Source organism: Paenibacillus taichungensis, assembly GCF_013359905.1.
In the GTDB taxonomy this organism is placed as follows: domain Bacteria; phylum Bacillota; class Bacilli; order Paenibacillales; family Paenibacillaceae; genus Paenibacillus; species Paenibacillus taichungensis.
In genome coordinates this window covers 196,459-208,979 of sequence record NZ_JABMCC010000115.1, presented here as the reverse complement: position 1 = coordinate 208,979, position 12,521 = coordinate 196,459, and the positions used below count along the sequence as shown (strand labels likewise).

Annotated in this window: 13 protein-coding genes; 2 read left to right on the top strand and 11 right to left on the bottom strand. The window is 46.4% G+C overall.

Annotated elements, in window-relative coordinates; genetic code table 11:
• Genes HP548_RS20325 through HP548_RS20315 form a run of 3 tightly spaced genes read right to left on the bottom strand, consistent with a single transcriptional unit; the run spans position 1 to position 3,703 of the window.
• Positions 1–438, bottom strand: a complete 438-nt coding sequence (locus HP548_RS20325) for a GtrA family protein (protein WP_175382658.1) — start codon at positions 436–438, stop codon at positions 1–3.
• Positions 431–1,417, bottom strand: coding sequence for a glycosyltransferase family 2 protein (locus tag HP548_RS20320; protein WP_099854504.1), 987 nt, complete (start codon positions 1,415–1,417; stop codon positions 431–433). The genes HP548_RS20325 and HP548_RS20320 overlap by 8 nt, the downstream gene beginning before the upstream one ends.
• Positions 1,418–1,450: 33 nt before the next feature.
• Positions 1,451–3,703: a glycosyltransferase family 39 protein gene (locus tag HP548_RS20315; protein WP_175382657.1), complete on the bottom strand. Its 2,253-nt coding sequence runs from the start codon at positions 3,701–3,703 to the stop codon at positions 1,451–1,453.
• 203 nt (positions 3,704–3,906) lie between these two features.
• Here HP548_RS20315 and HP548_RS20310 point away from each other — a divergent pair, with 203 nt between their 5' ends.
• Both HP548_RS20310 and HP548_RS20305 read left to right on the top strand, forming a co-directional pair.
• Positions 3,907–4,590: a response regulator transcription factor gene (locus HP548_RS20310; protein ID WP_063563521.1), complete on the top strand. Its 684-nt coding sequence runs from the start codon at positions 3,907–3,909 to the stop codon at positions 4,588–4,590.
• Positions 4,590–6,125, top strand: a complete 1,536-nt coding sequence (locus tag HP548_RS20305; protein WP_175382656.1) for a sensor histidine kinase — start codon at positions 4,590–4,592, stop codon at positions 6,123–6,125. The genes HP548_RS20310 and HP548_RS20305 overlap by 1 nt, the downstream gene beginning before the upstream one ends.
• A 141-nt stretch (positions 6,126–6,266) precedes the next feature.
• Here the strand turns inward: HP548_RS20305 and HP548_RS20300 are convergent, their stop codons facing one another.
• The 8 genes from HP548_RS20300 to HP548_RS20265 all read right to left on the bottom strand — a co-directional run bounded on the left by HP548_RS20300 (position 6,267) and on the right by HP548_RS20265 (position 12,424).
• Complete coding sequence (locus HP548_RS20300; RefSeq protein ID WP_175382655.1) at positions 6,267–6,857, bottom strand: HAD-IA family hydrolase; 591 nt, start codon at positions 6,855–6,857, stop codon at positions 6,267–6,269.
• 43 nt (positions 6,858–6,900) lie between these two features.
• Positions 6,901–7,488 carry a GNAT family N-acetyltransferase gene (locus HP548_RS20295; RefSeq protein WP_246318137.1) on the bottom strand — a complete coding sequence of 196 codons (588 nt, stop codon included), beginning with the start codon at positions 7,486–7,488 and terminating at the stop codon, positions 6,901–6,903.
• 65 nt (positions 7,489–7,553) lie between these two features.
• A complete protein-coding gene (locus tag HP548_RS20290) occupies positions 7,554–8,102 on the bottom strand; it encodes a hypothetical protein (protein WP_175382654.1) in 549 nt (182 codons plus the stop codon).
• A gap of 82 nt (positions 8,103–8,184) precedes the next feature.
• The gene (locus HP548_RS20285) at positions 8,185–8,760 is read right to left on the bottom strand and encodes a GNAT family N-acetyltransferase (protein WP_175382653.1); all 576 of its coding nucleotides are present in this window, start codon (positions 8,758–8,760) and stop codon (positions 8,185–8,187) included.
• Positions 8,761–8,806: 46 nt separating this feature from the next.
• Complete coding sequence (locus HP548_RS20280) at positions 8,807–9,256, bottom strand: NUDIX hydrolase (RefSeq protein WP_175382652.1); 450 nt, start codon at positions 9,254–9,256, stop codon at positions 8,807–8,809.
• 180 nt (positions 9,257–9,436) lie between these two features.
• Positions 9,437–9,742: a hypothetical protein gene (locus HP548_RS20275; RefSeq protein WP_076291104.1), complete on the bottom strand. Its 306-nt coding sequence runs from the start codon at positions 9,740–9,742 to the stop codon at positions 9,437–9,439.
• A 97-nt stretch (positions 9,743–9,839) separates the two neighbouring features.
• The gene (locus HP548_RS20270; RefSeq protein ID WP_175382651.1) at positions 9,840–11,594 is read right to left on the bottom strand and encodes an ATP-binding cassette domain-containing protein; all 1,755 of its coding nucleotides are present in this window, start codon (positions 11,592–11,594) and stop codon (positions 9,840–9,842) included.
• Positions 11,579–12,424 (bottom strand): ATP-binding cassette domain-containing protein, encoded by an 846-nt coding sequence (locus tag HP548_RS20265; protein WP_175382650.1) that lies wholly within the window; start codon positions 12,422–12,424, stop codon positions 11,579–11,581. Before HP548_RS20265 ends, HP548_RS20270 begins: the two co-directional genes overlap by 16 nt.
• Positions 12,425–12,521 lie beyond the last annotated feature (97 nt).

Below are 12,521 nucleotides of genomic sequence, written 5' to 3'. Positions count from 1 at the left end.
TCATGAAGCACTCCTTTCATTAGCATCAGATGAAGGGTCAGATCCTTGAATGGGCTCTGCCCGGAACACCCAATACCGACTGGCGATATAATTTATTACCATGCCCGAGAGAGTTGCCAGTATTTTACTCATTACAACGCTCCAACCTAATATGCTATTGCAGATGTACAGAATCAGAGAAGATAACGTAAGAACCACCAGATTGGTGATTACAAAACGCATGATTTCATTTTTTTTGCCCTGTCTTCCCGCATCCTGGAAGGTCCATCTGCCGTTCCACCAGTAACTATTCACGACCCCACAGCTATACGAGATCAGCTGGGCAATTAGAGCAGGTGCGCCTGCGGCAGCGAGCAACGTGAATACCAATGCATCCAATGCAGTATTCAGGACACCCACAATTCCGAACTTAAATATAGTGACCAACCGATTAGTCATGATGAGCAACTCTGCCCGTTAACCGTGACTGACTTGACTGACTCTCCACCTGATACACATCTCTTACGATATAGAGCGGACGCGCCTTCGTTTCATCATAGATTCGGCCGACATACTCGCCAAGAATGCCCAGCATGATCAATATGAAGCCGTTAAAAATCAGCATGATGCTGACCATCGAAGGCCATCCTTTGATTGTAGAATCTGTAAATATCGCTGAAGCAATGACACTAAGCATATAGATGAAGCCGCCGATGGATAGAATAGCTCCTACGTAACCTGCAAGCTTGAGCGGTTTGTGTGAGAATGAGGTAATGCCGTCCAAACTCAGCTTCAACATACGTTTCAGCGGGTATTTTGTCTCCCCTGCCAAACGCTCATCCCGTTCATACTCAATGGCCGTCTGACGGAACCCCACCCAACTGACCAGTCCGCGAACAAATCGATTTTTTTCCGGAAGACGTTTCATCTCATCACACACCTTGCGATCAATCAGTCGGAAATCCCCCGTATCCACTGGAATTTCCGTATCCGTCGACGCACGCAGTACGCGATAGAACATGCTTGCCGACCATTTCTTGAAGCGTGTCTCCCCGCTTCGTCTGGTTCGACGGGCATAGACAACCTCATAGCCCTCTTTCCACTTGGCGATCATGTCCAATATCAGCTCGGGAGGGTCCTGAAGATCCGCATCAATAATGACGACGGCATCGCCTGCTGCATAATCCATCCCTGCCGTAATTGCGATCTGGTGACCGAAGTTGCGCGCAAAATCTATCAGCTTCACACTTTCGTCCCAACGGGCGTAGTCACGGATCATCTGTGCACTTTGGTCCACGCTACCGTCGTTGACAAAGAGAAGCTCGTAACTCTCTCCTGTACTGCCCATGACTTTTTTCAGACGCCGATAGGTCTCCTCAATCACCGCTTCTTCGTTATACATCGGAATGATAATGCTGTAACGGCACTTTTGAGCCATGTTCGTTCCCTCCCTTATACCATTCGATCACGCTTATAATTTCACTTCATATAGAGTGGTTTGACCGCCGAAACCTGAACCGCTGTCCGTACCCGTCTTCCACTCTGACGTTGGAATTTCGGTACCATGCTCCTTGATCCAGTCGCCAATATCAGAACTGCCACCTCGGCCGCCCATGCCACCTACCATGAAGTATTTCACTTGCCCACTCTTCACGAGTTGTTCCAATTTTTCCGTGCTATACACCGGATCTGAACCCGAGAACCCGCCAAGCGTAATGACTGCTTCATTTTCATCGATGATATATGGAGCTGCCTGGTTATAGTCCGTCGTTGCAAAGAGATAGGTTTCACCTGTGTTATGCTCTCTCAGATAATTCAGTGTTGTGGTGTCCACTTCTTCGTTGCGGTTTCCCGCGCCACCTCGACCACCTGTCGTCGGCATGCCTCCGCCGCCATTCATGTTTCCGCCTGAATTCGGAGGTGTTCCCATGCCCGCATTGTTCGGGTCAGCTTCATCGGACGATGGGAAAGCCTGATCGGTGTCGGTGTCATTTGATGTATTTGGCTGAGCCATACCCATACCGCCACCATTGCGATCACCTTGTCTATCTCCCATTGCCATGCCCATTCCACCGAACATTCCATTGGAACCTGTAGGCCCGGCGGCAGGGATCATGCTGTTGCCTCCATACGTGATAGGTGTGAATGCCCAATAGGTCGGACCGATCAGCATGACCATGAAGCCTGCAATTATCAAACCCTGTTTCCATGGATGTGAACGATTAAGCATCACAATCAGGATAATCGTGATCAGAATGCCTGCAATTAATTCACTTATAGACCAACCTGCCCCAATAGTTTCGTTATACACCTGCATGATATACCAGCCGAAGATGGTCGTAAGCAGCACAGATAACGGAAGCAGCCAGGCTTGCCAGCCATTGCGTTCACGATATGCCGTCCACATGGCTGCAAATCCTGCTCCGGTTAATGCAGCTACTGGAGGGGCGAGCATAATCAGATAATATTGATGGAAGAAGCCTGCCACACTAAAGAAAGCAGCTACCGGAAGCAGCCAGGCCAGCCAGAACAAGGCTTCCTTATGCTTATCGGTTATATTTCTCCGTCTTAACCCTGCAAAAATCGCGATGCAGCCCAGTAATACAATCGGCAAAAGCCAACTGGCCTGGCCGGACAGTTCGGTCTGGAATAACCGCAGAGGACCTTTCTCCCCGGTACCAAACATGCCACCCATGCCTCCGCCGCCATTACCACCTCCGAAATTTCTTCCATTAGGTATCTCGCCACCGTTTGGCATCTGACCGCCTGGAAAAGTCATTCCATTCATGCCACCCATTTCACCATTTCCCGGTGCATTGCCTGTTGGAGCCGAGCCGCTGCCCGACTGATCAGATGCTGAGGTCTGGGAAGCTGCGGTGCCACGGGCCTTGCCTTCATCGGAGGCGTTTGGCATGCCAGCATTCGCTGATCTGTTCTGTTGCCCTGTGAGACGGGATAAGCCGTTATATCCAAAAGCCAACTCCAGCACTGAATTGGTTTCACTGCTGCCGATATAAGGCCGTTCATCTGTAGGTATTGAATCCACGGTGACTGCCCAGGATAAAGAAACGACTGCCAGCACCGCCGTACTTCCGATCAGCAGGATGATTTTTCTTCTCCACTTTGCATTGAATGCAAGCAGATAGAACAAGTAGAAAGCCGGAAGAATCATATAGGCTTGAAGCATTTTCATATTAAAAGCAAGTCCAATGAGTGCAAAGGCAACCAGGATACGCCACGTACTACCTTGCTTGCTTCCCTTGAACAAAAACCATGAACCCAGCAGCAATGTGAATACCAGCATGCTGTCAATATTGTTGGTACGGCTGACCGCTGCCACAACAGGAACAGTCGCCATCGCAAGTGCCGAGATTCGCGCTGCGGCAAGACCAAATGTAGGCTTGACCATGAAATATATAAGTAGCACCGAACCGATCCCCGCTAACGCTTGCGGTAAAATAACACTCCATCCATGCAATCCAAAAACATAAGCAAAAGCGGTTTGAATCCAGAAGACAACCGGTGGTTTGTCTACGGTTACCGAACCAGCCGAGTCAAGCGATGCATAGAAAAAGTTATGGAAATTCCTCAGCATGCTCCCGACGGCGGTCGTATAATAGGAATTGGCATATTGGTCGTTCCAGATTCCATACCCGTTCAGAAATGCCGCCAGTAAAACAATCGGCAGAAGGACAAGGTCAATCCTTCGTTTGGCGTTATTCAATCTCAATCACTCCTTCAAGTTCTTCATGTCTACTATTGTGACAGGCCAAAGTAAAACTGGGATGAGTGCCCGCTGAATGTTGCCTGAGGATAACTTGCAAATTTTTCAGCTAATTTTCAGTTTGGCGAGCGATAATACAGCATATAGACCTCTAGAATTGAGGATATGTAATTGATGGATTTAACGGGAGGGAACGCCTGCTTATGAAGCTAAGTACTGGCATTAAAATACTATTGGCCGATGATGAACCACATATTTTGCAATTTCTGGAGCTAGGACTAAGCAACGAAGGCTTTGATGTTCGTACGGCCCCGGATGGAGCTGCTGCGCTTGAATTAGCACTCGACTTTCGTCCACATATGGCCATTCTGGATGTCATGATGCCCGAGATGGATGGGTTTGAGGTTGTTGAGCGTCTGCGCAAGAGCGGGGCCCAGGTCGGGGTGATCATGCTGACAGCCAAAGATGAAGTCGAGAATCGGGTAAAAGGCCTATGGCTTGGTGCTGACGATTATATGATTAAGCCTTTTGCGTTCGATGAACTGCTTGCACGGATTCAGGCAAGGCTGCGTAACCAGTTTCCTTTATTAATAGGGGCAGTGACTCATGGCCCATTCCGAATTGATGATCAACGCAAAGAGATTACCTATCACGATCAGATTCTGGAGTTATCTCCAACCGAATATGAACTATTAAAATTCATCGTGCTCAATCATGGTATTGTCCTGAGTAAAGCGACCATTCTGAACCGCGTGTGGGGATACGATTTTGGCGGAGAAGAGAATATTGTGGAGGTGTATGTCCGCTCCTTGCGTGACAAACTGGGGGATAAAGAACATAAGCTCATTCGTACACTTCGAGGTGTCGGATACAGGGTGGATCTCTGATGGTCTCTCTATTTAAGAAAGATAAACATCTTTGGACTTGGCTACATCAATGGATATCGCCACGTTCGCTCCGCTCTCAATTACTTGCACGCTCCCTGTTCATTCTGGCTGCTCTGCTATTGTTAATTGGCATTCTTCAATTCTGGATTATGGAAAGCTTCTTGTATCGCAACCAGGCGAAAACCATGGAAGAGCAGCTCATGTCCATGCCTCCTGTGTGGCTCGGATCGTCTTCACGAAGTGGTGCGACAAATAATCCTTTTGGCGGGCAATCCGGATCAGATCCAAGAGGATCAGGCAATCGTTTCTTATACATTCCTGATCGTTCACTGGCTTTATTTGATAATCAAAGTGGCTTTGAGGATATTTTTGGTGAAGACGGTCTGACCGCTCCTCGCTTGACGTCAGTTGAATATCAGAACATTACAGATCGGATCAACGCTAAACAACATGTTCCGTACCGGATTGTAACGGATAATAAAGGCAATGAGCAGCTAATTGTCTTCTCTTCACCTGGACCGCGTAATCGCGGCTTACCCATGGTACAGATGGGTACGGCTACGAAACCGCTAAAAGATCTGATTGTGAAACAGCTTCTGATCTTCTTGATGTTATCCCTGCTGGCTATGGTGGCTGGACTCGTTCTATACGCCAAAGCACTTCGCCGGACGTTAATTCCCTTGTCCAGTATGGTAGATACTGTGCAACGAATCGATGCAGGCAGCTTGGCTGAACGTCTTCCTTCTGTCCAGGGACAACAGGAAGTGGATCAGCTGGCGCTTTCATTTAACGGCATGCTTGAGAGGCTTGAAGACTCGTTTGAAGCAGAACGGGAGTCAAAAGAACAGATGCAGCGTTTTCTGTCTGATGCTTCCCATGAACTGCGTACCCCTCTTACCTCCATTCACGGATTCATTGAGGTGCTCAAGCGCGGCGCAGCTTCCAACAGCGAACAATTATATAGTGCTTTGAACAGCATGTATGGTGAATCGATGCGGATTAACAAACTTGTAGAGGACCTGCTTATGCTGACGAAGCTGGATCAGGCCCCTCAGCAAGAGCAGGAAGTCATTCAACTTGACAGTCTGCTGCTTGAAATGCAGCCACAGCTGATCATGATGGCTCAGGAAAGACAGGTTCATCTCGACCTGACCGCTGAAGTACATGTAATGGCCGATGCTCACAAATTGAAACAGGTTGTACTTAATCTATTCCACAATGCAGTTCAGCACACCGATTCAGATCTTGGAGCCATCAGCATTAGTCTGTATGCCGCTCGAAATAAAGCTGAGTTAACCGTCAAAGATAACGGCTCCGGGATTGAACCGGAACATGTCCCTCATATCTTTGAACGCTTCTATCGCACAAGCTCTTCCCGTTCAAGAAAACAAGGGGGTGCGGGCCTAGGCCTTGCCATTACCCGTTCGATTGTGGAATCGTATGGCGGGAAAATTACAGTTCGCAGCCACTTAGGTGCAGGAACAGAATTTACGATTTTGCTGCCTTTGGTCAAGAGTGAAGGCTACGCAGAATGAGGCTCGCAAGATGCAGCTTTTTCGTTTTATTGCGGCTCTTATCATATGACAAATACCCCTATCATTTCTGCAGAGAAATGATAGGGGTATTTGTTTAGTATCGAATTGGTTTATTTGTACAAGGTCAATCTGTATCGGAAGTTATCGTTGGTCTGCGAGCCATTCGTCAATTTCAGCAATCCATTGATGCTGCTCATCCGCAAGTAATGTTTCCCATCCCAGCTCAGCAGCAGGCTTCAAATTTTTAGCCTGATCATCCACATATATAATACGTACATCCCTGGCTAGATGAGATTGTACAAGTTCATATATTTCTATATTAGGCTTGCAATATCCGACCTGATTGGAAATGGTAATGCTCTTGCAATACGGTTGGATCAACGGCAAAATGGGTTGAATCCATTCTTGACAATGATTACTTAAGAGATGAAGTTCTGCCTGCTTGCTCCATCGTTCAAGACGATGCATGGCAGGTAGCAACTCTGTTGTTTTTTCAAGCAATTCATAAGCATACATCTTATCCATATTGGGATATTGGGTTTGCATCCAGATCCAGAACTGTTCCTCTGTCATGCTTCCTGTCCACAAGTCCTTGCGTATACCACTCAATTGCTCGATTAATACAGGAAAAGGAGTACCTGCATAGCTTGCAAGCTCCTGCCAGAATGAAGAGGAAAGATTGGTGATCAGCACACCGGCCAGATCTAAAACAAGTTGGGGTTTGGAATCCATGGTATCACTCCTGTGCAGTCATCTTGAGCCAATTACAGTAGGGTTATTGTTGGTGCTTCAACAATTGGTAATGGTTGTAAGGTTCATTTTCGATTTCAATCATATTCAGATATTCAAAATTGCATTTCTGTATTACCTTGTTGGATGCCTGATTCGTTAATAAAGCAATGGCATTCAATACTTCAACGTTTGTATTTTCAAATAAATACTGTGTTATTCCTTTTACTGCCTGCGTTGTATAGCCACGGTTCCGGAAGTGTTTCGAAATGCCATACATAATCTCCCGATTGGGCGCTGGCAGTTCATCCTTGATCCCTGAGCAGCACCATCCAATAAACTCATCATTTTCTTTGAGCACGATAGCCAACCGTAAACAGAGGTCTCCGATGTCTCCTCCCTCCAAAACAGCTTGTTTAAAATTCTGATTCTCAGGGATTTCGTATTGAGTCAGCCAAAGTACTCTCTCTTCAACCGCAGCATTCCATCCTGGCAAAAATTCGTATACCTCAGGTTGCCAGGTGATTTCCTGCAATTTCTCCAAATCCTCAAGTCGATACTCGCGCAAATATATATCTTTGCAATCAATGATTAATTCATCACTTTGGTTGGTTTGTTTCATAATTTGTTTCATAATGCCTCCTGGTGTACATCTTATCTACCCTTCTGCGTTTTACTTTAAAGCTCGATAACCAAAAATCAATTCAGATTAAAAGCTTGTATTACGTTGTTCTCTTCATCAAGAGCATACACATTCGTGAACGTTGTCATTAACATCATTTTGTCTTCACTCTGGTAAGCTTCCGTCATTCTCATGATAAACGTATTATTGTTTGACTCAACATCCTGAGTCTCACCGTTTGTGTATTCAATCTTAAACTTGTGTACAGGCATATCGGAATATAAAGCGCCCCATATAAAATTTCCTTTGTTGTTCTTCGGTTCCGCTTGTACCAAAAAGGCGAGCCCCACATCTGAACTCGCTGTCCAACCTGATTCACTATCGGTATCATAGTGATATCTCCCATTCTTATGTTCATAAGCAGCGAAAACATATTGTGTTTGGTCCAGTGACAAAACCAGTTCATTTTGCTGATCTACATTAACCACTTGAAGGGGGTATTTCCAAGTAGACTGAACAGCCTTCTCTAACGTTTTATATCCAAAAATATCATTCCAGAAGAATGCAGTAACACTAACCAATACACATACAATAAAGCACGAACCTATCCATAACAGCTTCCTCATATTTCACCCCTTGCACATTGTCAGTTACCGAACTAACATTGGCAGATCATAAACATCGGGCCGCTCTGATTTAAAATGAGACTCACTCAAGTCCTTCCTTATCCATAAACTCGTCTTTGGTTAACCCAAACAGGATCAGATCCTGATATTTCCCATCAGTATAAATCACCTGACGACGCACGCCCTCCTGCACACATCCAAGCTTTCTCATCATGGCTGCAGAAGGCTCATTTCCTTCCAGAACATAATCATTGAATTTATTAAGCCTGCGCTCGAAAAAGGCATATTTGAGCAAAATTCGAATGGCTCTCGTCCCGTATCCTTTTCCGCGATGGTCCCTGTCGATTTGAATTCCAATGCTAAAGGTACCATTCCGCTCATCGATGCTGTTCAGGTTCACGCCCCCGACATTCTCACCATCCATATTTTCAATCGTGAACATGATTCGTCCTCTGTCTAGAGAGAAATCGGAGAAAGCTTCCGTAAATTTCTTCGCCTCAGCATTCGTAGGTGGCAGCTCTACTGCACATTCCAGTAAACGACGAGCGGGTGAATCAAATCGGTTATAATAATGATCCTCCCAATCTTCCTCACGCAAAGCACGTAATCTGACCTTATCATCCTGCCAAAAATAATCGCTATAGTTAATCTCTCTCATTCTGATACCCCCCCATTATTTAGTTTTCTAGCTCTACAAATACATCTTATTTTTTCCTTAGATCTTCAATAATTTGCTTGTGTGTGGGTAAGAAATGTTCTGGTATGGAATGTATATCAAAAAATCGTGTTTCTATGGATTCTTCACTTTCTTTTATCGTTCCACAAAAGTCGTTGCTTTTGAACATCACTTGCACCAATGCAACTTCATCTCCATTACTATAAACGACCTCGTATTCAGGACCTGAGTATATCGAGAATAATTCTATTGAATTCAGTGTTAAACCTGTTTCTTCATATATTTCTCTTTGTGCTGTCTCCTGAACGGTTTCTCCTATCTCCATAAATCCACCTGGAAACCCCCAGAATCCATTATCTGATCGTTTTTGTAATAGAACTTTGCCAGTCTCATCGAGTACGATAGCCCCTGAAACCACCATGATAACTTTGGCGTTCCCCACAAATGACCGCATATACTGAATATAGTCCTGATCCATGGTTATCTCCTTATATTGTTAGAAATGATATATCAGAAACTTTTTTAATACGAACTACGCCTATAATAACCCATATTGTGGAATTTGAGGAGATTTGTTTTCATAAACGATTCAACTAAAAATAGCCCCCGGACAGGAAGATCCTGCCGAAGGCTATCATCTATTTTATATAATACGTCATTATGCTTCTTCTTCTTCCGGGTATTGAGGCTTGGTTACATTATCGGGGACCGTTTCATCGTAGACGTCCTGACCGGGATAATCCCGAACCTCCCCTTCGTGCAGCTCATGATTTTCATAATCGAAACGGTGTGCGGTCCTTTGATCCACTCGCCACGGCGAGCTTTTGCCAAGTGATTCAGACATTAGAGATGAGCCGTAAGGACCTTCTGGGAACTCTTCGAGTGTGATATCATTTCGCTGCGACTCCACCGTGGATACATCGGTATATTCTTGTCTTTCTTCTTGCAAAAATTTATCCTTCATCGTTCGTCCCTCCATATCTGCTTCGTGGTGATCAAAGCATGTTTATTTTGAACGGAAATGTAAGGATTTATGCATGATTCATGGCAAACAATGCGTTTCAGTCTCTGATCCAGATATAAAATACAAAAACAATAAGTCCAATCATGCAAATCCATGTATCTCGTTTGGACCATACCAATAAGGAGGAACGTGCTCCAAGCAGGGAATTCTCTCTAACTTTCCGCATTTCCATTGCAATCGTCATATCTTCTGCACGCTGAAACAGCGCCATGAGCAAGGGAATGACCATTGGACCAAGATCACGCACACGTACCGTATTCGGTCGTAATGCAGCTTTGCCGCGTGCCCGGACAATTAGCGAGAATCGCTGCCATTCACTCCAGATCATCGGGATAAAACGAAAGATTAGGGACACAGCGAGTGCAAACGACGACACGGGCAGTTTGATTTTTTTGCCGACGCCCAGCACCCAATTCAGCCCCTCAACCATGCGCCCATATGGCGTAGTCAGTGAAAACCAAAGACTTGCCAACGTAACGATAAACAAACGGTATACATTCAGTAACGTCCCCTCCGCCTGCATTAAGGAGAATCCGAACTGTAGGCCGCCACCTTCTGTAGAAAGAGTTGTGCCCGACAACGCGGTTGATACGAGAAAGAACAGTACGAGCGGCTTCATTAATTTCAAGCATCCCATCAGAACCTGACGTGGCAGCACAACAAGTGCCAAGATGACTGGCACCAACGTAAGAGAGAGACCTAACCAGTGGTGTTGAAGCATCGTCGCGGTCACGAGCAAAATGTATAAAACCCATTTCAAACGCGGGTCCATGGCCCCATATAATCCTCTGTTGGTGCCTGTTTCTGCGTGGGCGTATCTGCCCTCCTGCATGCCTTCTCCTCCCGGAGTGTTAGAGCTTGAAAAGGTAAGCTTCGCTTCATCCATTCCGAGTTGATCCTCATTACCAATAACATCAACCTTCTGCTCTAAAGGCTCATTGACGGACTGAACAATACCTTCAGCCATTTCCTCCGGGGTCAACGCAGTAGTAGGAAAATGAATGCCCGCCGCCGCAAATTGTTGTGCCAGTTGCATGGAGGGTGGCAGACCAATTCCGGCAAGCTCCAGTAGGTCTGGCCTTGTGTGAAGTTCACGTGGCATGAGATCAGCAACCAGACGCCCAGCCTTCAACAACAGAACCCGATCCGCATGTGGTAAAAATGTGTCCAGGTCGTGTGTAGCCACAATGGCTCCCTCACCTGTAGTTCGATGCTGATTCAATACATCCAGCAGCATGAGCACACTTTGTGCTTCCAATCCAGCGCTGGGTTCATCGAGCAATAGCCATGAAGGCTGCGTAGCAGTTCCCAGGGCAAGCCCCAATCTTCTCCGTTCTCCCCCGCTTAGTGCAAAGGGGGATCTGTCCGAATGGAATCGTTCTTCCTCTCCCTGACCCGCTGGAGAGTCCCAGTGCTCAAGTGCTTCGGAAATCTGCTTTTTCTTTTGTTCATCCGGTAGCCGATATGGACGCAGAGAATAAGCAAATTCACGCCCAATACTTCGGGCAAACAGCTGCTGCTCTGGGAATTGAAAGACCAACCCCATTTGCAACAGAATGGACTGTGGCACTTTCCCGTTCTGCCAGAAAAGCTCTCCGTCCAGCTTGAGGCTACCCTCATCTGGAGGTTTCAGGCCAGCGATCGTTTGCAGCAGTGTAGTTTTGCCTGATCCTGTGCAGCCTAATAATAAAGTGATTTCGCCACGGTTCAGTCGGACAGTGATATCTTGAAGCAGCGCTCTTTTGTCAGGTTGTGATGAAGCTATACCTACATGTTCTAATTCGATTGCCAAAGGGCTACCTCCTTAACCAACTGCTCTGGTCGCAGAGGAGTTGCATGATGCAGCAAACCTTTCCGTTTCAGGAGTAGAGCCGTCTGCACTGTAAAAGGTGGCGCAAGCCCAAGCTTCTCGCAGGGTGATGGTTGTTGTGCTCCTTTTCCAGCGTCAGCCGTTATCTCTTCCTTATCTTTTCCATAGAAGAAAGCCGCAGGCGCTCCATCATATACACAGCGTCCCTGTTCCATGGCAATAATTCGATTGCAAAGAGTCGCTTCCTCCAAATGATGCGTAATCCAGATTACCGCCGTCCCCTGCTGGACAATAGTTTGAACTACAGCTTCCATTCGATCTCTGGCTCCCGGATCAAGCATGGCCGTAGGTTCGTCCAGAATGAGTACATCCGGCTTGGCCGCCAGCGCTACCGCGATATTAAGCAACTGCTTCTGCCCTCCAGACAGCATCGATATTGCCGCCTGTGGCGGGTGTTCAAGTCCTACCGTATGTAATGCGTGCTCTCTCCGACGTAATTGTTCATCAGGAGATTCCAGCAGTGAGGATAAGGCAAAATGAAATTCCTCCTCAATGGTATCTCCAAGTACCTGGGCATCAGGCTGCTGGAGGACTCCACGCACAACCAGTTCTGGAGCAACCATTCTTTCTCCGCCAGATAGTGGCGTGAATCCAATCAGCAGTCCAGCCAGCGTACTTTTGCCGCTACCATTGGCTCCCACAATACTTATCCATTCACCGGGAGCTAAATCCAACGAAACCCCATCCACTGCCTTACGAACACGTCCTGACTCGGAAGCATAATGAACACGGACATTTTCTAGTTTTATCAAAGGTGTAACGTCTTGCATCGCAAATTGGTCCTTTCCCTTTTGAATCTTTTGTGGTACGATCCAAATCGTTAACCACATTCGTTTGATCGGTTAACAA